Annotated in this window: 20 protein-coding genes; 12 read left to right on the plus strand and 8 right to left on the minus strand. The window is 71.9% G+C overall.

From position 1 onward, the window contains the following. Nucleotides 1–45 precede the first annotated feature (45 nt). Both ACLQ23_RS13130 and ACLQ23_RS13135 read left to right on the plus strand, forming a co-directional pair. On the plus strand, nt 46–1,668 hold the full coding sequence (locus ACLQ23_RS13130) for an RNA polymerase sigma factor (protein WP_167945356.1): 1,623 nt from the start codon (nt 46–48) through the stop codon (nt 1,666–1,668). Between the two features lie 245 nt (nt 1,669–1,913). Continuing rightward, nucleotides 1,914–2,147, plus strand: a complete 234-nt coding sequence (locus tag ACLQ23_RS13135) for a DUF7455 domain-containing protein (protein WP_053657441.1) — start codon at nt 1,914–1,916, stop codon at nt 2,145–2,147. A 268-nt stretch (nt 2,148–2,415) separates the two neighbouring features. Here the strand turns inward: ACLQ23_RS13135 and ACLQ23_RS13140 are convergent, their stop codons facing one another. The 3 genes from ACLQ23_RS13140 to ACLQ23_RS13150 form a co-directional block, all read right to left on the minus strand. Then, a complete protein-coding gene (locus tag ACLQ23_RS13140; protein ID WP_053657443.1) occupies nt 2,416–4,149 on the minus strand; it encodes a DEAD/DEAH box helicase in 1,734 nt (577 codons plus the stop codon). A 177-nt stretch (nt 4,150–4,326) separates the two neighbouring features. Further along, nucleotides 4,327–4,989: a trimeric intracellular cation channel family protein gene (locus tag ACLQ23_RS13145; protein WP_053657445.1), complete on the minus strand. Its 663-nt coding sequence runs from the start codon at nt 4,987–4,989 to the stop codon at nt 4,327–4,329. A gap of 40 nt (nt 4,990–5,029) precedes the next feature. Continuing rightward, entirely contained in the window at nt 5,030–5,248 is a 219-nt protein-coding gene (locus ACLQ23_RS13150; RefSeq protein WP_007456912.1) for a DUF3039 domain-containing protein, read from the minus strand. Nucleotides 5,249–5,336: 88 nt separating this feature from the next. Between ACLQ23_RS13150 and ACLQ23_RS13155 the strand changes: the two genes are divergently transcribed. Both ACLQ23_RS13155 and ACLQ23_RS13160 read left to right on the plus strand, forming a co-directional pair. Beyond that, nucleotides 5,337–6,269 (plus strand): pseudouridine-5'-phosphate glycosidase, encoded by a 933-nt coding sequence (locus tag ACLQ23_RS13155; protein ID WP_167945358.1) that lies wholly within the window; start codon nt 5,337–5,339, stop codon nt 6,267–6,269. After that, the gene (locus tag ACLQ23_RS13160; protein WP_053657447.1) at nt 6,266–7,165 is read left to right on the plus strand and encodes a carbohydrate kinase family protein; all 900 of its coding nucleotides are present in this window, start codon (nt 6,266–6,268) and stop codon (nt 7,163–7,165) included. The genes ACLQ23_RS13155 and ACLQ23_RS13160 overlap by 4 nt, the downstream gene beginning before the upstream one ends. Before the next feature lie 30 nt (nt 7,166–7,195). On the opposite strand, the gene ACLQ23_RS13165 is transcribed toward ACLQ23_RS13160, so the two are convergent. After that, complete coding sequence (locus ACLQ23_RS13165; protein ID WP_053657449.1) at nt 7,196–7,552, minus strand: DUF3099 domain-containing protein; 357 nt, start codon at nt 7,550–7,552, stop codon at nt 7,196–7,198. Nucleotides 7,553–7,659: 107 nt separating this feature from the next. Between ACLQ23_RS13165 and ACLQ23_RS13170 the strand changes: the two genes are divergently transcribed. Both ACLQ23_RS13170 and ACLQ23_RS13175 read left to right on the plus strand, forming a co-directional pair. Further along, on the plus strand, nt 7,660–7,947 hold the full coding sequence (locus tag ACLQ23_RS13170; RefSeq protein WP_197281581.1) for a hypothetical protein: 288 nt from the start codon (nt 7,660–7,662) through the stop codon (nt 7,945–7,947). A 14-nt stretch (nt 7,948–7,961) separates the two neighbouring features. Continuing rightward, a complete protein-coding gene (locus tag ACLQ23_RS13175; protein WP_053657524.1) occupies nt 7,962–8,273 on the plus strand; it encodes a hypothetical protein in 312 nt (103 codons plus the stop codon). Nucleotides 8,274–8,282: 9 nt separating this feature from the next. On the opposite strand, the gene ACLQ23_RS13180 is transcribed toward ACLQ23_RS13175, so the two are convergent. Beyond that, entirely contained in the window at nt 8,283–8,864 is a 582-nt protein-coding gene (locus ACLQ23_RS13180) for an HhH-GPD-type base excision DNA repair protein (RefSeq protein WP_053657451.1), read from the minus strand. A 104-nt stretch (nt 8,865–8,968) separates the two neighbouring features. Between ACLQ23_RS13180 and ACLQ23_RS13185 the strand changes: the two genes are divergently transcribed. The 6 genes from ACLQ23_RS13185 (at nt 8,969) to ACLQ23_RS13210 (ending at nt 13,499) form a co-directional block, all read left to right on the plus strand. Beyond that, on the plus strand, nt 8,969–10,453 hold the full coding sequence (locus ACLQ23_RS13185; protein WP_425735631.1) for a DUF7059 domain-containing protein: 1,485 nt from the start codon (nt 8,969–8,971) through the stop codon (nt 10,451–10,453). 37 nt (nt 10,454–10,490) lie between these two features. Then, nucleotides 10,491–10,913 (plus strand): D-aminoacyl-tRNA deacylase, encoded by a 423-nt coding sequence (gene dtd / locus ACLQ23_RS13190; protein ID WP_425880699.1) that lies wholly within the window; start codon nt 10,491–10,493, stop codon nt 10,911–10,913. Nucleotides 10,914–11,073: 160 nt separating this feature from the next. Then, nucleotides 11,074–12,090, plus strand: a complete 1,017-nt coding sequence (gene sigB, locus ACLQ23_RS13195; RefSeq protein WP_425735629.1) for an RNA polymerase sigma factor SigB — start codon at nt 11,074–11,076, stop codon at nt 12,088–12,090. Between the two features lie 136 nt (nt 12,091–12,226). Next, nucleotides 12,227–12,592 carry an ArsR/SmtB family transcription factor gene (locus ACLQ23_RS13200; protein WP_425880700.1) on the plus strand — a complete coding sequence of 122 codons (366 nt, stop codon included), beginning with the start codon at nt 12,227–12,229 and terminating at the stop codon, nt 12,590–12,592. Nucleotides 12,593–12,645: 53 nt separating this feature from the next. Next, complete coding sequence (locus ACLQ23_RS13205) at nt 12,646–13,095, plus strand: SRPBCC domain-containing protein (RefSeq protein ID WP_355598342.1); 450 nt, start codon at nt 12,646–12,648, stop codon at nt 13,093–13,095. Beyond that, nucleotides 13,092–13,499, plus strand: a complete 408-nt coding sequence (locus tag ACLQ23_RS13210; RefSeq protein WP_355598321.1) for a VOC family protein — start codon at nt 13,092–13,094, stop codon at nt 13,497–13,499. The genes ACLQ23_RS13205 and ACLQ23_RS13210 overlap by 4 nt, the downstream gene beginning before the upstream one ends. Nucleotides 13,500–13,523: 24 nt before the next feature. On the opposite strand, the gene ACLQ23_RS13215 is transcribed toward ACLQ23_RS13210, so the two are convergent. Genes ACLQ23_RS13215 through ACLQ23_RS13225 form a run of 3 tightly spaced genes read right to left on the minus strand, consistent with a single transcriptional unit; the run spans nt 13,524 to nt 18,191 of the window. Beyond that, on the minus strand, nt 13,524–16,076 hold the full coding sequence (locus ACLQ23_RS13215) for a GNAT family N-acetyltransferase (protein WP_425880701.1): 2,553 nt from the start codon (nt 16,074–16,076) through the stop codon (nt 13,524–13,526). A 24-nt stretch (nt 16,077–16,100) separates the two neighbouring features. Continuing rightward, on the minus strand, nt 16,101–17,282 hold the full coding sequence (locus tag ACLQ23_RS13220; protein ID WP_355598318.1) for an acetoin utilization protein AcuC: 1,182 nt from the start codon (nt 17,280–17,282) through the stop codon (nt 16,101–16,103). A gap of 48 nt (nt 17,283–17,330) precedes the next feature. Then, entirely contained in the window at nt 17,331–18,191 is an 861-nt protein-coding gene (locus ACLQ23_RS13225; protein WP_355598316.1) for a sulfurtransferase, read from the minus strand. Nucleotides 18,192–18,250: the final 59 nt, after the last annotated feature.

An 18,250-nucleotide genomic window follows, 5' to 3' on the forward strand; every position in this document is an offset into this window, starting at 1 on the left:
CGGACGACCCGGCCGTGCCCGCTCTTCGCCTCCGGAAGGTCATTCGTGACAGAACCCCGCCAGCCCGGCGCCGACGTACGCTCGCTCACCGACACGCTGATCGCGCACGCGCAGAGCGCCGGTGGTCAGCTCACGTCGGCTCAGCTCGCGCGCACCGTCGAGTCCGCCGAGGTGACTCCGGCCCAGGCCAAGAAGATCCTTCGGGCGCTCTCCGAGGCGGGAGTGACCGTGGTGGTGGACGGCTCGGCGAGCACCCGTCGCCGGGTCGCCGCGGCCCGCTCGACCACGCCGGCGTCCCGCGCCACCACCGCCAAGACCACCAAGAAGGCTGCCGCGCCGGCCCCGAAGCAGGCGCCCGCCTCCGACGAGGCGGCGCCGACCGCGCCCGCCCCGCGGAAGGTGGCCGCCCGCAAGGCCACCGGCAGCACCGCCGAGGTGGCCGCCGCCGCGGCCACGCCGGCGAAGGCCACCAAGTCGACCCGGGCCACCAAGGCGACGGTGGCCGCGGCCGCCGGCGCCAAGCCGGTCAAGGCCGGCGCCAAGGCCAAGGGCGAGGGCGGCGAGGGCGAGATCGACCCCGAGGAACTCGCGGCCGCCATCGAGGACGTCGTGGTGGAGGAGCCGGCCGAGCTGGCCCAGGCCGCCGAGACCGACGCCGCGGCGTCGGCCACCGACAACGACTTCGAGTGGGACGACGAGGAGTCCGAGGCCCTCAAGCAGGCCCGGCGTGACGCCGAGCTGACCGCCTCCGCCGACTCGGTCCGTGCGTACCTGAAGCAGATCGGCAAGGTCCCGCTGCTCAACGCCGAGCAGGAGGTCGAGCTGGCCAAGCGCATCGAGGCGGGGCTCTACGCCGCCGAGCAGCTGCGCGCGGCCGACGAGAGCGAGGACAACAAGCTCCCCCGGGAGATGGTCCGCGACCTGGGCTGGATCTCCCGCGACGGCGAGCGGGCCAAGAACCACCTGCTCGAGGCCAACCTCCGTCTTGTGGTGTCGCTGGCCAAGCGGTACACGGGACGTGGAATGGCTTTCCTGGATCTGATCCAGGAGGGCAACCTCGGTCTGATCCGCGCGGTGGAGAAGTTCGACTACACAAAGGGCTACAAGTTCTCCACGTACGCCACCTGGTGGATCCGCCAGGCGATCACCCGCGCCATGGCCGACCAGGCCCGCACCATCCGCATCCCGGTGCACATGGTCGAGGTCATCAACAAGCTCGGCCGCATACAGCGCGAGCTGCTCCAGGACCTGGGCCGTGAGCCCACTCCGGAGGAGCTGGCCAAGGAGATGGACATCACACCCGAGAAGGTGCTGGAGATCCAGCAGTACGCTCGGGAGCCCATCTCGCTGGACCAGACCATCGGCGACGAGGGCGACAGCCAGCTCGGTGACTTCATCGAGGACTCCGAGGCCGTCGTCGCTGTCGACGCGGTGTCGTTCTCGCTCCTGCAGGATCAGCTCCAGCAGGTGCTGCAGACGCTCTCCGAGCGTGAGGCGGGCGTGGTACGGCTGCGGTTCGGCCTGACCGACGGTCAGCCACGGACTCTCGACGAGATCGGTCAGGTCTACGGGGTGACCCGGGAGCGGATCCGGCAGATCGAGTCCAAGACGATGTCGAAGCTGCGCCACCCGTCCCGATCGCAGGTTCTCCGGGATTATCTGGACTGAGCCGGTTTCGTCAACCGAACGTGTCGCTTTGATCACCTGGCGTGCAACACCAGATGGAGATCGTCCGGATGCACGAATGTGATCGTTGACGTGGCACCCTTGGTGCACGGCACACTGTCCCTGCCAGGTGTGACCTCGGTCCCCCGCGGGCACACAGGGAAGGCAAGGCCCGGCATGGGTGTTGCACGATAGGTGAGCAACGACCGAAGAGATTGTTCATCGGTGACGACCAGAGGAGGAAGGCGATGAACTCGACCCTCACGCCGCCGCCCGAGACGGTGGCGCCCCCAGCCGCCGATGAACGGTGCGACCGCTGCAACGCTGCCGGGAAACTCCGGATCACCCTGGCGGGTGGGAGCGAACTGGTGTTCTGCGGGCACCACGCGAACAAGTACGCGGAGGATCTCGTGAAGATCACCGAGCGGTTCGCGACGGAGCCCGATTTCACCTGGCGTGGCGCCGATTTGATGGCGAACTAACCGCAAACGACATAACCGGCCGGAGGCACCCCGAGGGTGCCTCCGGCCGGCTTTTCGCTACCCAACCCCACTCGCGCCCCGCGCCCCGCGCCCCGCGCCCCGCGCCCCGCGCCCCGCGCCCCGCGCCCCGCGCCCCGCGCCGAAGACCGTGCTCGAGCCAGGATGTAGTGGCCTCACGCCGCGCCGACACCACTGCATCCACGATCCAGCGTGAACTTGCCCGGGGCGCCCCAGCCACACCATCCGTTACGGGCGGGAAAGGTGAGCGTCAGAGGGTCTGGACTGTGGCTATGCGTTCCTCTAGCTGCTCGATCGTTGCCTGTGCGCTCGGCGGTCCCCCGCAGAGCCGCCGCAACTCCGCATGGATCTTGCCGTGGGGCTGGCCGGTGCGGTGGTGCCGAGCGGCCACCAGAGCGTTCAGTTGCCGCCTCAGGGCCACGCGACGCTGGGCGGCGCTCATGGGTGCCGGGGGCGCTGCCGTGGGCGCAGCGGCCGGCTGAGCGGCCCGCTCGGCGGTACGACGGCGCTGGGCGGCCAGTTGCTCGGTCTGCCGCTTGGTGAGCAGCAGCGAGACCTGGTCGGCGGTGAGCAGACCGGGCAGGCCGAGGTATTCCTCCTCCTCGGGGGTTCCCGCCTGCGCCGCGGTGCCGAAGGACGCGCCGTCGAAGATCACCTGGTCCAGTTCGGCGGTGGCCGAGAGGGCGGCGAACCGCTTCTCCAGCTCACCGCTTGCCTGGTCGTCACGCTGCGCGCGTTCCAGCAGGTCGTCGTCGAGGCCGTCGGCTTCCTTGGGCTTGCCGAGCACGTGGTCCCGCTCGGTCTCCATCTCGCTTGCCAGCCCGAGCAGGTGCGGCACGCTGGGCAGGAAGACCGAGGCGGTCTCGCCGGGCCGGCGGGCCCGGACGAACCGGCCGATGGCCTGCGCGAAGTAGAGCGGGGTGCTGGCGCTTGTGGCGTACACGCCGACCGCGAGTCGGGGGATGTCGACGCCCTCGGACACCATCCGCACCGCGACCAGCCACCGTTGCTCGGACGCCGCGAACGTCGCGATCCGCGCGGACGCGCCCTGGTCGTCGGAGAGCACCACGGCGGCCTTCTCGCCGGTCACCTGCTCGATGAGCTTCGCGTACGAACGGGCGGTCTGCTGGTCGGTGGCGATGATCAGGCCACCGGCGTCGGGCATGCCCGCGTTGCGGAGCACTGTGAGCCGGGCGTCGGCGGCGCGCAGCACCTGCGGCATCCAGTCCCCGGCCGGGTCCAGCGCGGTACGCCATGCCTGCGCCACCAGGTCCTGCGTCATGGGCTCACCGAGCCGGGCCGCCAGTTCCTCCCCCGCGTTGGTGCGCCAACGGGTCTCCCCGGAGTACGCGAGGAAGAGCACCGGCCGTACGACGCCGTCGCGCAGGGCGTCGGAGTAGCCGTACACCGAGTCGGCGCGGGAGCGCAGCAGCCCGTCCCCGCCCCGCTCGTAGCTGACGAACGGGATCGGGTTGTCGTCGGAGCGGAACGGGGTCCCGGTGAGCATCAGCCGGCGTACGGCAGGTTCGAAGGCGTTCTTCACCCCGTCGCCCCAGGACCGGGAGTCGCCGGCGTGGTGGATCTCGTCGAGGATGACGAGGGTGCGTCGGGTCATTGTGCGCCGCCTGTGCACCTGCGGGGCCATTCCCACCTGGGCGTAGGTGACCACCGCGCCGTGGAAGTCGGCAGCGGAGTGCAGGTCGGCGTTGCGGAACGCGGCGTCGAGTTGGATGCCGACCCGGGCGGCGGCGTCCGCCCACTGGTTCTTCAGATGCTCGGTGGGCGCGACAACTGTGACGGCCTCGACGGTGCCGTCGGCGAGGAGTTCGGCGGCGATCCGCAGGGCGAATGTGGTCTTTCCGGCACCGGGGGTGGCGACCGCTGTGAAGTCCTCGGTGCGGCGGCGCAGGTACTCCACGAGGGCTTTGCGCTGCCATGCGCGCAGTGCCGGGAACGTCTCGAGCACCGGCGTCCGGGCTGCCACGCGAAGCTCCTCTCCGACCGCACGACGGCGGATCCGGGGCGAGGGCCACGAGTACCGCCGCCCATGAAAACGCCTCCGCGCAGAAGCTGCCGCGAAGGCCGACTCAGCATAACCAGCGCGGGCCGCACAGCCCAGGCGACGCCACGCTGGTCACATCCGTCACTCCGGCCTGCGGTGTCACCACTCCCGGTCGGTACGCGGATCAGCCCCGCCGGTGCGTGGCGGTCGCAGTGTCGCCACAGGGGCGGACCAGCGTCGGCGCAGCGCGATGAGGCGCAGCCCGAAGACCAGCACGACGGCGGCGGTGAGCGGCGCGGGGCCAGTCTGCCCGGTGACGTACAGCAGCACCACTGTCACCGATCCGGCGAGGGCGGCCAGCGCGTAGATCTCCCGGCGCAGCACCACAGGGATCTCGGCGGTGAGCAGGTCCCGGCAGAGCCCACCGCCGATTGCGGTGAGCATGCCGATCAGGCAGGCGCCGACCGCCGGCACGCCGGCGTCGAGCGCCTTGAGCGTGCCGGTGACTGTGAAAAGGCCGAGGCCCGCAGCGTCCAGCACCAGCACTGTGGTGCGCAGTCGGGCGAGTTGGGGATGCAGCCAGAAGACGGCGAGGGCGGTGATCGCGGCGGTGGCCGCGTACCGCCAGTCGGCGAAGGCCAGTGGCGGGACCTCGTCGATGACCAGGTCGCGGAAGATTCCGCCGCCGAGGGCGGCCACGAACCCGACGAACGCGACACCGAACAGGTCGAGTCGCTTGGCCACCGCCGCAGAGGCCCCGGAGGCGGCGAAGACGGCCACTCCGGTCAGGTCGGCAAGGAGCAGGCCGGTGGAGGTGGTCACCGCCGCAGGCTACGTCGCCGGCCCGAAGACCTGCCTCAGTTCACTCCCGGTACGAGTCGTAGATCTCCTTGCACTTGGGGCAGACCGGCGAGCCCGGCTTTGCCGCCTTGGTGACCGGGAAGGTCTCCCCGCAGAGAGCGACGACGAAGGTGCCCATGACGGCACTCTCGGCGATCTTCTCCTTGCGGACGTAGTGGAACATCTCGGGACCGGTGTCGGCGTCCTTCAGTTCCGGACGCTCGAGAACCTCTGTGCTCACGTTGGCACCTCCGGCCGTCAAGTTTGGCAGGTCAAAACGGATGGGTCCACTTGAGGTCTGTCCGGAACCGACCCGTACCGTGCCCGATGTGACTGACTTTCGCATCAGCTACGGCACCGAAGTGGCCGAAGCCCTGCACGACGGGCGGCCCGTTGTCGCCCTGGAGAGCACAATCGTCTCGCACGGCCTGCCCCGCCCGGAAAACCTCCGGGTGGCGCGGGAGATCGAGCTTGCGGTCCGGGACGCCGGGGCGGTGCCGGCGACGATCGGCATGATCCGTGGCGAGCTTGTGGTCGGCCTCGATGACGCGCAGCTCACAAGGCTCGCGACCGTCGATGGTGTGGCCAAGCTCTCGGTCCGTGACCTGGCGGTGGGTGCGGCGACGGGCGCGGACGGAGCGACCACGGTGGCCGCGACCAGCGCGGTCGCTGCGGCGGCCGGCATCGAGGTGTTCGCCACCGGTGGGCTGGGCGGCGTGCACCGGGAGGCGGCGCACACCTTCGACGAGTCCGCCGACCTCATCACGCTGGCCCGGACCCCGATCACCGTGGTCTGCGCCGGCGTCAAGTCGATCCTCGACGTGGGCGCCACGCTGGAGCGGTTGGAGACCCTCGGCGTCGCGGTCGTCGGTTACCGCACCCACCGGTTCCCCGGGTTCTACCTCACCGACGGCGGCTTCGACCTGGACTGGTCGCTGGACTCGCCGGAGCAGATCGCCGCGGCTCTGGCCGCCCGTGACGCGCAGGCCGTCCACACCGGCGGCCTGATCGTCGCCAATCCGCTGCCGGTCGACGAGCAGTTGGACCCGGAACTGCACGACCGGACCCTCGCCGACGGCCTGGCCCTGCTGGAGCGCGACGGGGTGACCGGCAAGGCCGTCACGCCGTACCTGCTGGCGCACTTCCACTCGGCCACCGAGGGGGCGAGCCTGACGGTGAACGTCCGGATCATCCTGCGCAACGCCGATCTTGCCGCCCGGATCGCGGTGGCCTCGGCCGCCCGCACCGCTACGCCGGCATGACCCGACCGGCCCGGATGGTCGTCGTCGGGGACGTGATCACCGACGTGCTCGCGGTGCTGTCCGGTCCACTGGCGGCCGGTTCGGACACCAGGGCCGAGATCAGCCTCGGTGGTGGCGGGCAGGCGGCCAACACCGCCGCCTGGGTCGCCGCGCAGAAGGTGCCGGTCACGCTCGTCGCGGCGGTCGGTGACGACGACGCGGGGCGTGACCGGCTGGCCGAGTTGGAGCGGGCCGGCGTCGACTGCGCGCTCGAGCGGGTCGAGGACGCCCCGACCGGCACTGTGATCGTGCTGGCCACCGACGGCGAGCGGACCATGGTCAGCCAGCGGGGCGCGAACCTGCGGCTCAGCGCCGAGCACGTCGACCGCGCCCTCGCCCAGACGCCCGACGCCGGGCATCTGCACCTGTCCGCGTACACCCTGTTGGACGACGCGTCGCGCGGCGCGGGGCTGCGGGCGTTGGCCGCCGCCCGCGAGCGTGGGCTCACCACGAGCGTCGACGCGGCCTCCGCGGCGCCGCTGCGGCGGGTGGGCGCGGCGGCCTTCCTGAGTTGGGTACGCGAGGTCGACCTGCTGCTTGTCAACGCGGACGAGGCCACGGTGCTGGCCGGCGGGTTGGACCCGGCGGCGCAGGGGCGGGCGTTGTCGGCGACGGCCCGGCGGGTGGTGGTCAAGGGCGGCGCGGCGGGGGCGGTCTGGGTCGACCGGTGGGCCACCGTCAGCGTGGCGACGGCCCGGCGGGTGACGGTGGTGGACGTCACGGGGGCCGGGGACGCCTTCGCGGCCGGGCTGCTCACCGCGTGGCTGGCAGGTGCCACGCCGACCGCTGCCCTGGATCGCGCCACCGAACTGGGCGCGCTCGCCGTCTCGACAGTGGGGGCGCGACCACGGCCGTGATCTGTCGGGCCCTGGCCCGCGCGGCGCGGGTCAGGGTTCGGCGTCGATGATCTTGTGCGGGTGCTCCTCGGTGGTGAGGCTCATCGGCGGGGAGTCGTCCGTCCGGCGGGGGCGGAAGCGGTTGGCCAGCCGGTGCTCCTCCTTGGGCGGCCTGTCGTTGGCCAGCAGCACCGCCAGCCACGGGATGACCACCATGCCGAGGGCGCACAGGGGCAGCCAGAGCCACAGCAGCGGGGCCTTCACGCCGACCAGGATCGCGCCAGCGACGATGCAGGCCACCCGGATGCCCATCATCAGGACATAGCGGCGCTGACGGCTCGTGAGCTGATCGTTCTGGCTGCGCGAGGCGTCGGTGATCAGAATCGGCTGGTACGCCTGACGCTTCACCTTGGACCTCCTCGAGGGGGTTACGCCTCATCCTGTCACCGCGAAGCCGTGATCAGCGAAATTTGCCGCATACCGCGTCGTGTTACGCGCGTGGTACGCTGCGCCCCGTGGGCAGCAGGTTCAGCTTCACCGACGAGGCGTTGGCCAACCTGAGGGTCTACGACGTCACACCCGGGGAAGTCTGGGAGGCGCTGCACAGCGCCCGACGGGTCATCCGCCACCTGGGCGACGACGTGATGGTGGTCTACGCCGCCGCCCGACGGGGTCGCCGACTGGCGGTGCTGCTCGCCGAAGCCGATGGCAGCGACAACGACTGGGACATCCTCTCCGCCCGCGAGCTGAGCGACGTCGAGTCCAAGCGCTACGACGAGGCCGTGCGGAGAGATCGCCGATGAGGGGGGCCGTGACGATGCACCGTAACGACGCGACCAAGCAGTTCCACAGCGGCGACGACCGGATCGCCGAGTTGATCGACCATAGTCCGGCGGTGGACCTGCCCACCCCCGACACCGACGTGCCGATGGTGAGCCGATCGGTCCGGCTGCCGCTGGACACCTACGAGCGGGTCCGCGCCGCCGCCGACGCCCGGGGCATCGGCGTCACCACGCTGATGCGGCAGTGGATCGAGGCCGGCCTGGCCGACCTGGACGACTCGGCCACCGTCTCGCTCGCCGACGTCCGGCGCGCGCTGGCCTCGCTGGCCCACCCGACCGCCGCCTGAGCGCACCGCTCAGCCGTCGGCGGCCTTCGCCTTCGCGGCCGCCTTCATCTGCTGCTTGTACTCCCGCACCCGGCGCAGCGAGTCGGCGTCGGTGACGTCGGCCACCGACCGGTACGCGCCAGGGTCGCCGTAGCCACCGGCCGCCTTCCGCCAGTCCTGCGGCGTCACCCCGAACCGCTTGCCGAGCAGGGCCACGAAGATCTGCGCCTTCTGCTTGCCGAAGCCGGGCAGCTCGCCGACCCGGCGCAGCAGCTCCGGCCCGTCGGTGACGTCCGACCAGAGCAGCGCCGCGTCCCCGTCGTAGCGCTCCACCAGGACCCGGCAGACCTCCTGCACCCGGGCCGCCATCGCCTTCGGGAACCGGTGCAGCGCGGGCGGCTGGGCGAAGAGCGCCACCAGCGCGTCCCCGTCGTACCCGGCCAGCTCCGCCGCGTCCAGATCGTGACCGAGCCGCTGGCTCAGCACGTACGGCGAGGAGAACGCCTTCTCCATCGGCACCTGCTGGTCCAGGGTCATGCCGATGAGCAGGGCCAGCGGGCTGCGCTCCAGCAGCCGGTTGGCTTCGGGGTCGATGGGAAGCACGAGCGTCATGCGGACATCCTGCCTCGCCCGCTGACCCGCCGGACACCGACGCACCGGATCGGTTGCGGCGGGTGGTGCCGACCGGGGACGCGGCGAGAGGCAGGATGGCGGGTGTGGACCAACACGACATGCTGCTCTCCCCTGCCGGTGTCGACGCGCTGCGCACCGCGCTGACCCGCGCCGGGTTCACCAGCGACGGCATCGCCGGCCGGCTCGGCGCGCAGGCCACCGGCTCGGTCGCGCGCAACGACTACCGGGCCGCCCTGCGCGCCACCGAGGACCGCGACCCGCTCGCCACCCTGATCCGGGTGTTCATCTGCGACCAGACCGAGTCGGAGCCGACGGTGGCCGCCGCGCTGGCGCCGTTGACAGTGGCCGAGGCGCTCGCCGGTGGGCTTGTCGAGCGGCACGGTGACGGCCTGCGCGCCGGTGTCGACCTGGAACCGTACGGCGAGGACTGGTGGGTGCTCGCCGACGTGCCGGGCAGTGCCCGACCGGGGCAGCCACTGCGTGCCGAGCACGTGCTGGGCATCGGCGGGGCCACCCAGACCCTGATCGGCGCGACTGTGCGCCGCCCGGTCGACACCGCGCTCGACCTGGGCACCGGCTCCGGAGTTCAGGCCCTGCACCTGGCCACCCACGCCCGTTCGGTGACCGCCACCGACCTCTCCGAGCGGGCGCTGCGCTTCGCCGCCACCAACGCCGCCCTCAACGGCCAGGACTGGGAGCTGCTGCGCGGCGACCTTGTCGCTCCGGTGGCGGGCCGGCGCTTCGACCTGGTGGTGAGCAACCCGCCGTTCGTTGTCGGCCCGGGGACCACAACGCACGTCTACCGCGACTCCGGGCGCGTTGGTGACGCGATCGGCGCGGAGCTGGCCGCCGCCGCCCCCGACCTGCTCACCGAGGGCGGCACCATGCAGTACCTGGCGAACTGGGTGCACGTGGCCGGTGAGGAGTGGGACGAGCGGGTCGCCGACTGGTTCGCCGGTACCGGCCTGGACGCCTGGGTGATCCAGCGCGAGGTCGCCGACCCCATGGCGTACGTCGACCTGTGGCTCACCGATGTCGGCGAGAGCACCGATCCACAGCGGACCGCAACCTGGCTGGACTGGTTCGACGCGCACAAGGTCGAGGGGATCGGCTTCGGCATCGTGTCCCTGCGCCGCGGCGGGCACGCCGACCCGATCATCCGCGTGGAGGACCTACGGCAGCGGGTCGAGCCGCCGCTGGGCGCCCAGGTGGGCGCCTGGTTCGACCGCCAGGACTTCCTCCGGGTACGCGACACCGAGGCGCTGCTCGCCGAGCGTTACCGGGCCGCCGACGGCCTGCAACTGCGTCAGGAGGCCACGATGGGTGACGAGGGCTGGGCGGTGGACCGGCAGGTCCTCGCGATGCCACACGGCCTGCGCTGGACCGAGGAGATCGACCCGTTGGTGCTGGCGCTCGTCGGTGGCGCCGACGGCCGGCTGCCGCTGCGTGACCAGCTCGCCCTGCTCGCCGCTGCGCACGACGTGGAGCCCGACGAGATGGCCGAGGCCGCCGGCCCGATCGTTGCGCATCTCGTGGAGCGCGGCTTCATCGAGCCGGTGACAGCGTGATGCGGGCACCGGTAGTCGGCACGCAGGTGGCCCGCTGATGCGCGCTGTGGTGCAGACCGTCGGCCGGGCCAGCGTGACTGTGGACGGCGATGTGGTCGGCGCGATCGACAACGGCCTGCTGGTGCTGCTCGGTGTGACCCACACCGACACGGCCGAGACCGCCCGCACGATGGCCCGCAAGGTGCACGAGCTGCGGATCCTGGACGACGAACGGTCCGCCTCCGACGTCGGCGCGCCGATCCTGGTGGTCAGTCAGTTCACCCTCTACGGCGACGCTCGCAAGGGCCGCCGTCCAACCTGGACCGCCGCCGCTCCCGCCGAGGTCGCCGAGCCGCTGGTGACAGCGGTCGTCGAGGCACTGCGCGAGCGCGGTGCGAAGGTCGAGACAGGTCGTTTCCGCGCCCACATGCTCGTCGAGAGCGTCAACATCGGCCCTCGCACGATCCTCCTGGACCTCTGACCCCGGCCACCGGCTTCATTCACGACAATGATCCGGTCGGATCCTGTCCGGTGCCCGATCGCCTCACTCCCGTTTCACGCCCCTCCCGCCAAGCTGTGTTTCACACCGGCACCACTGAGCCGGAAAGACGGCACAGACGTGGACACGGGGAGAGACAGAGATGGCCCTGCAGATGACGGAACACCGGATGCGCCCGGCAGCCAGCACCGACACCGACGCGCCCACCGAGATCCTCGCCGACCTGGACGCCACCGACGAGCGCGGCATCTCCACGGACCTGGTCCGGGCATACCTGAACGGAATCGGCCGGACGAAGCTGCTGACCGCGGCACAGGAGGTCGAGCTGGCGCGGCGCGTCGAAGCCGGCCTGTTCGCCGACGAGAAGCTCGCGACCTGCACCCCGGTCTCGCCGGAGTTGCGGGCCGACCTGGAGCTGATCGTCGCCGAGGGACGGGCCGCCAAGGATCACCTGCTGGAGGCGAACCTGCGGCTGGTGGTCAGCATCGCCAAGCGCTACACCGGCCGCGGGATGGCCTTTCTGGACCTGATCCAGGAGGGCAACCTCGGCCTGATCCGCGCCGTGGAGAAGTTCGACTACACAAAGGGCTACAAGTTCTCCACGTACGCCACCTGGTGGATCCGCCAGGCGATCACCCGCGCCATGGCCGACCAGGCACGCACCATCCGCATCCCGGTGCACATGGTCGAGCAGGTCAACCGGATGGTGCGGGCCCGTCGCGAACTCGCCGTGACGCTCGGCCGCGAACCGACTGTCGCCGAGGTGGCCCGCGCACTGGAGATCCCCGAAATCCAGGTCATCGAGCTGATCTCGTACGACCGGGAGCCGGTCAGCCTGGACCAGGCGGTCGGCGACGACGGCGAGAGCGCACTCGGCGACTTCGTGGCCTCGGTGGACCCGCGCAACGAGCCCGGTGACAGCGCCGCCCAGGGCGAGTTGCGCAACGAGGTGAGCATCGTGCTGTCGACGCTGTCCCAGCGGGAGCAGGCGGTGATCCGGCTCCGGTTCGGCCTGGACGACGGTCGCCAGCGCACCCTTGACGAGGTCGGTCGCGAGTTCGGCCTGTCCCGGGAGCGCATCCGGCAGATCGAGAAGGTGACGCTGCTGAAGCTGCGGGCTCCGGAGCGGGCGCAGCGCCTGGAGGCGTACGCCTGCTGAGGCACACGGTCCACACGGAAGGCCCTGGCGGTTCGCCGGGGCCTTCCGTGCTGTCGAGGTGCGGGACGCGGCCGTCGAGGTGCTTGACGACGGCACCGATCCGCGATAAACCATTTGGTTATACAACCAGGAGGTTATGGTGGGACCGGAGCTGTTGGATGCGACGTTCGCGGCGCTTGCCGACCCGACCCGGCGAGCAATCCTCGCCCGGCTCGCGATCGGTGAGGCGACGGTCACGGAGCTGGCAGCGCCCTTCGAGATGAGCCAGCCAGCCATCTCCAAGCACCTCAAGGTGCTGGAACGGGCTGGCCTCGTCAGCCGGGGGCGGGACGCCCAGCGCCGGCCGTGCCGCCTGGAGGCACGCCCACTACGGGAGGCCACGGCCTGGCTCGCCGACTACCGCGACTACTGGGCGGAGAGCTACAGGCGACTCGACGACCTGCTCGACGAACTCCAGGCCACCGACAGGCGGGACGCGACGCAGGGCGGGACGGGCGGGTGACAGGCACCGACGACCCGATCGTCGTACGCGCACCGGGCGATCGGCAGATCGTGATGAGTCGCCTGTTCGAGGCACCGGCCCGGCTGGTGTTCGCCGCGTTCACCCAACCCGAGCTGCTGGTCCGCTGGTACGGGGCGCGGGGCTGGCGGCTGGTGAGGTGCGACATCGACCTGCGCGTCGGCGGACGGTGGCGGTTCGAGTCGCAGGGCCCGGACGGCGCCCGGATGGCCCAGGCCGGCGTCTACCGGCAGATCGATCCGCCACACCGGCTGGTCTGCACCGAACTCTTCGACGACCAGTCCTACCCGGGCGAGACCCTGGTCAGCCACGAGTTCACCGAGCTGGCCGGACGAACAACAGTCACCACCACGCTGCTCTACGCCACCGCAGAGGGGCGGGACACCGTGCTGCGCTACCCGATGGCTCGGGGCATCGGGCAGAGCTTCACGCGGCTCGCCCAGCTGCTGCGTACGACAACCACGACACGAGGAGAGCAACAATGAACTGGACGTTGGAAGTGGTGATCGTGCCGGTTTCCGATCTGGACCGGGCGAAGACGTTCTACGCCGACCAGCTCGGCTTCGCGGTGGACCACGACACGGTGATCGGCGACGACGTCCGCATCATCCAGCTGACACCGCCAGGGTCCGGCTGCTCGGTGGTGATCGGCAAGGGCGCGGTCCCGCAGATGCCACCGGGCTCGCTCAAGGGGCTGCAACTGGTGGTACCCGACATCGAGAAGGCCCGCGCGCAACTTGTCGAACGCGGCGTGGAGGTCAGCGAGATCCAGGTGGTCGGGCGCAACCCCCGGCCCGTGCCGCACCCGTTGGACAACGTCGGCTTCGTCCACTTCACCGACCCCGACGGCAACGCCTGGGCCGTCCAGCAGATCTCCAGCCGCGCCTGAACCGCTGCCCGCTCGGACCTCTGCTCACAGGCGGCGAGGGCCGGTGTCCGGGCGGGCCGCCGGACCTCCCACCTGGACCTGGGCGTGCAGGACCGTGATGCCGTCCGGACGGGCGAGCACCGGGTTGAGGGTCAGCGACCGCACCCGGGGCTGTTCGTCGGCGAGCTGACCCACCCGCAGCAGCAGGTCCGCGAGGGCCGCCCTGTCGACAGGCGCCGCACCCCGGTGCCCCCGCAGCAGCGGCGCGGCCCGGGGTTCGTCGACGAGTTCGGCGGCGTCGCGGTCGGTAAGCGGCACCGCCCGCCAGGCCCGGTCGCCGAGCAACTCGGTGGCCACCCCACCAAGACCGAAACCGACCACAGGCCCGAACGCCGGATCCTCCATCACCTCCACCACGCAGGCCACCCCCGGCGGGACCATCGGCTGCACCAGGACCTCCGCGCCGAAGCGGGCGGCCAGTTCGGCGTACGCCCGGCGGACCGTCGCCTCGTCGGGCAGGTCGAGCCGGACCGCGCCGAGGTCGACCCGGTGCCGCAGCCCGGGGGCAGCAGCCTTCAGCGCCACCGGGAAACCCAACCCCGCCGCCGCGTCCACCGCCGCGTCGAGCGAGTCGACGGACACCGACGCCACAGGTTCGATGCCGTACGCGGCCAGCAGCGCGTTCGGGTCGGGCGGATCGCGGAGCGCAGCCTGGGCGGCGGCACTGTCGACCCCTGGCAACTCGGGTGCCACCCCGGGCGGGCGGCGTAGCCACTCGGCGTACCGGTGCACGCGGGCGAGAGCGCGCACTGCCTCCTCCACGCCGCCGTACGCGGGCATCCCGGCCGGCGGCCGGCCCACCAGGAACGTCGCCACCGTCGGCTTGCCCAGCGCCAGCGCGGCCGGCAGCGCGGCGATGACGTCGGCGTCCACATCGGTGAGTTGACCGGGCAGCGGCGGGGCGAAGACCACCACCAGGGCGTCCACCCGGTCGTCGCTTGCCGTCTCCGCGAGGGCGGCGGCGAATTCGGCCGCACCGGCGCTCGGCCCGACGTCACGGGGATAGCCGTCGACGACCGTGAGGCCCTGCCCGACGCAGGCTGTCGCGGCCAGGCCGGTCAGCGCCGAGGAGTTGCCGACCACGCCGACCCGGCCGCCGGCGGGCAGCGGCTGGTTGGCAAGCAGCACCCCCACGTCGAGCAGTTCCGGCACGGTGTCCACCCGGATCACGCCGGACTGGGCGAACAGGGCAGCCACGGCCACCTCGTCCGGCCCGGCCGAGTCGCCCACCCCCGGCGGTCGGGCCGGTGAGGCGAGCGCGACCACCGGCTTGGAACGACCGATCCGCCGGGCCAGCCTGGCGAACTTACGCGGGTTACCGAACGTCTCCAGATACAACATGATCACGTCGGTGCCGGGGTCGTCCTGCCAGTACTGAAGCAGGTCGTTGCCCGAGACGTCGGCCCGGTTGCCGGCCGAGACGAAGCTTGACAGCCCCAGGCCGCGCCGGTCGGCCTCGGCGAGCAGCGCAACCCCGAACGCACCGGACTGGCTGAAGATGCCGACCCGACCAGCCGGCGGCAGCGCCGGGGCGAGCGTGGCGTTGAGGCGTACCGTCGGATCGGTGTTGGCCACGCCGAGACAGTTCGGGCCGACCACGCGCATCCCGGCGGCGTGCGCCGCGCGGACCAGCGCCCGCTGGGTGGCCGCGCCCTGGGCGCCGGCCTCGGCGAAGCCTGCCGAGATGACCACCAGGCCGTGCACTCCGGCGGCGGCCGCGTCGGCGACGACCGCGGTCACCGCCGCGGGCGGGACCGCCACCACCGCCAGGTCCACCGGGACCCCGGCGTCGACAGCCGACGGGTACGCGGGAAGCCCCGCCACCGTCGACGCGCTCGGATGCACAGGCACCACGGCACCTGTGAAACCACCGTCGCGCAGGTGCCCCAGCACTGCCGCGCCGACGCCCTGACCCGTGGCGCTGGCACCATAGAAGGCGACGCCGCGCGGGGCGAGCAGCCGGGCGATCGAGCGGGCCTCGGTGCGATGTTCCCTGCCGAACTGCACCTCAAGCGTCGCCTCGGTGGGCGCGATGGGAAAGCTCAGATGCACCACGCCGTCGGCGTACTCGCGCTGGACCTGGTAGCCGAAGTCGGAGAAGACCCGCAGCATCGTCCCGTTTGTCGGCAGCACCTCGGCGACGAAGCTCATGATGCCGTTGCGCCGGGCGGCGTCGGCCAGGTGCTCCATCAGCACCGACCCGATGCCCCGGCCCTGGTAGGCGTCCTCCACCACGAAGGCCACCTCCGCCTCCGGGGCCTGCGGGCCGAGCCGCTCGTAACGACCGACAGCGACGATCTGCTCGCCGGCAAGCACCACGAACGCCTCCCGGTCGCGGTGGTCGACAGTGACGAAGCGGATCAGATCCCGTTCCGGGATGCGCGGGTACGGCGAGAAGTACCGCAGGTAGCGGGTGCGCTCGGAGAACCGGCTGTGCATCGCCACGATGGCCGGCGCGTCGTCCGGGCTGATCGGTCGCAACTGGACGGTACTGCCGTCGCTGAGCAGCACGTCCACCGGTTGGTCCACGGTTGTCACAGGTGCCGTCCTCCCCGGCCCGGCTCAGTCCCGCGGATCGTGCGGGTCGAGCCCCAGCAGCGGGAACACCGTCCTGCGGGTCGCCGCGATCGCCCGGTCCACAGCGTTGGGCTCACCTGTCGGCTGCCACGGCTCGTACGACGGGTCGACGTCGTCGGTCATCCGCAGCGGAATGTCCCGACCCGGACGGCGGGCGGCGGCAAGCTTCCGCCAGGCCGGCGGGGTGAGCGTCGCCGGGTCGATCGGGGCGCCGGTGGCCACTGCCAGCAGGTGGGTCCAGGCCCGGGGCACCACCTCGACAAGCGCGTACCCGCCGCCGCCGGTGGCCACCCAGCGGCCGTCGCACAGCTCGTCGGCGAGCGCCCGCAACGCCAGGTAGGTGGCACGCTGCCCGTCGACCGTCAGGCTCAGATCGGCAAGCGGGTCGAGCCGGTGCCCATCGGCGCCACACTGGCTGACCAGCACCTGCGGCCGGAACGCGCGCAGCACCGACGGCACGATCGCGTGGAACGCCCGCTGCCAACCGGAGTCGTCGACACCCGGCGGCAGCGGCATGTTGACAGCGGTGCCATGCGCGCCCGGCCCACCGGTCTCGTCCGGAAAACCGGTGCCGGGAAAGAGCGCGAGCGGGGTCTCGTGCAGGCTGACAGTGAGTACCCGAGGGTCGTCCCAGAAGATCTGCTGCACGCCGTCGCCGTGGTGCACGTCCACATCCACGTACGCGATGCGCTCGGCACCCAGCTCCAGCAGTCGGGCGATGGCAACGGCCGGGTCGTTGTAGACGCAGAAGCCGGAGGCCCGGGCGGGCATCGCGTGGTGCAGGCCACCTGCCACGTTCACCGCCCGCCTTGCGTCGCCGCGCCACACCGCCTCGGCGGCGGCCACCGTGGCACCGGCGATCAACGCGCTCGACTCGTGCATCCCGTCGAAGACCGGATTGTCGGAGGTGCCCATCCCGTACCCGGCGAACAGCGGGTCACGCGGCGCGGCCCGCACCGCCGCCAGGTAGGCCGGGTGGTGCACGCTGGTGAGCAGGGCCTCGTCGGCGGGCTCCGGTTTCACGATGCGCACGCCTGGCCGGTCGAGGATGCCCAGCTCGCGGGCGAGCGCGAACGTCAGCTCCACCCGTACCGGATCGAGCGGATGGTCACCCATGTCGTAGGCGAGCAGCGACTCGTCCCACACCACCACCGTGTCGTCGGACATGAGCCCATGGTCGCACGAGGACGGCCGGGCCCCCACCGCACGTGCTGGTCAGTGGCCAGGTGTCGACCCGGAGGCGACCGGCCGGGCGGGATCGGCCACCCAGTTGCTCCACGATCCGACGTAGAGTGCCGCATCCGTGCGGCCGGCCAGATGCAGCGCCAGGATCGCCTGCGCGGCGGTCACCCCGGAGCCGCAGTACGCCCCGACGTCCCGCGCCCCGGTCACACCGGCTGCGGCGAACCGCTCCCGCAACACGTCGGCGGCCGGGAAACGCCCGTCCGGGCCGACGTACTCGCCGGCCGGCAGGTTCGCCGCGCCGGGAACGTGGCCCGCTACCGGGTCGATCGGTTCGACCTCGCCCCGGTAACGGGGCGCCGCCCGTACGTCGAGGAGCACGGCGTCGTCGGCGGCAGCCAGCGCGGCGGCCTGCCCGGCGTCGAGCACCGGCAGGTCACCGGGGCGCACCTCGACGTCGCCCGGACTCGGGGCGGGTGCCGTTGTGGAGACGGGCCGACCGGCGGCGACCCAGGCCGGGTAGCCGCCGTGCAACACGCGGACCGCGCGGTGCCCCGCCCAGCGCAACGTCCACCAGGCGCGGGCTGCGGCCAGGCCGTCGCCACCGTCGTACACCACGACGGGGTGACCGGCGCGGACGCCGGCGGCCCGCAGCGCCGCCTGCAACGCGGCCGGATCGGGAAGCGGATGCCGGCCGCCGACGCCGGGCGGCCCGCAGAGCGCGGTGTCCAGGTCGACGAAGACCGCGCCGGGCAGATGGCCGGCCAGGTAGTCGTCATGGCCGGGCGGGCCGGTGAGCCGCCAGCGCACGTCGAGCAGGGTGGGCGGATCGGTGTCGTCGAGCTCGGCGGCGAGCCGACCGACTTCGATCAGCGGCTCCTCAATTCCGGACATGGCGACCATCAAACACCATCCAGGTCAGGACCCGCGCGGTTCGGCGGCGGTCGCTGGCC

It is taken from the genome of Micromonospora sp. DT41, from assembly GCF_049841715.1.
Taxonomy (GTDB): domain Bacteria; phylum Actinomycetota; class Actinomycetes; order Mycobacteriales; family Micromonosporaceae; genus Micromonospora; species Micromonospora profundi.

Bases quoted from the DNA above. Each gene is read 5' to 3' on its own strand.
- ACLQ23_RS13135 (WP_053657441.1), top strand. From the start codon at position 1,914: ATGAACTCGACCCTCACGCCGCCGCCCGAGACGGTGGCGCCCCCAGCC.
- ACLQ23_RS13160 (WP_053657447.1), top strand. From the start codon at position 6,266: ATGACCCGACCGGCCCGGATGGTCGTCGTCGGGGACGTGATCACCGAC.
- ACLQ23_RS13175 (WP_053657524.1), top strand. From the start codon at position 7,962: ATGCACCGTAACGACGCGACCAAGCAGTTCCACAGCGGCGACGACCGG.
- ACLQ23_RS13180 (WP_053657451.1), bottom strand. From the start codon at position 8,864: ATGACGCTCGTGCTTCCCATCGACCCCGAAGCCAACCGGCTGCTGGAG.
- dtd (WP_425880699.1), top strand. From the start codon at position 10,491: ATGCGCGCTGTGGTGCAGACCGTCGGCCGGGCCAGCGTGACTGTGGAC.
- sigB (WP_425735629.1), top strand. From the start codon at position 11,074: ATGGCCCTGCAGATGACGGAACACCGGATGCGCCCGGCAGCCAGCACC.
- ACLQ23_RS13200 (WP_425880700.1), top strand. From the start codon at position 12,227: ATGGTGGGACCGGAGCTGTTGGATGCGACGTTCGCGGCGCTTGCCGAC.
- ACLQ23_RS13205 (WP_355598342.1), top strand. From the start codon at position 12,646: ATGAGTCGCCTGTTCGAGGCACCGGCCCGGCTGGTGTTCGCCGCGTTC.
- ACLQ23_RS13210 (WP_355598321.1), top strand. From the start codon at position 13,092: ATGAACTGGACGTTGGAAGTGGTGATCGTGCCGGTTTCCGATCTGGAC.
- ACLQ23_RS13220 (WP_355598318.1), bottom strand. From the start codon at position 17,282: ATGTCCGACGACACGGTGGTGGTGTGGGACGAGTCGCTGCTCGCCTAC.
- ACLQ23_RS13225 (WP_355598316.1), bottom strand. From the start codon at position 18,191: ATGTCCGGAATTGAGGAGCCGCTGATCGAAGTCGGTCGGCTCGCCGCC.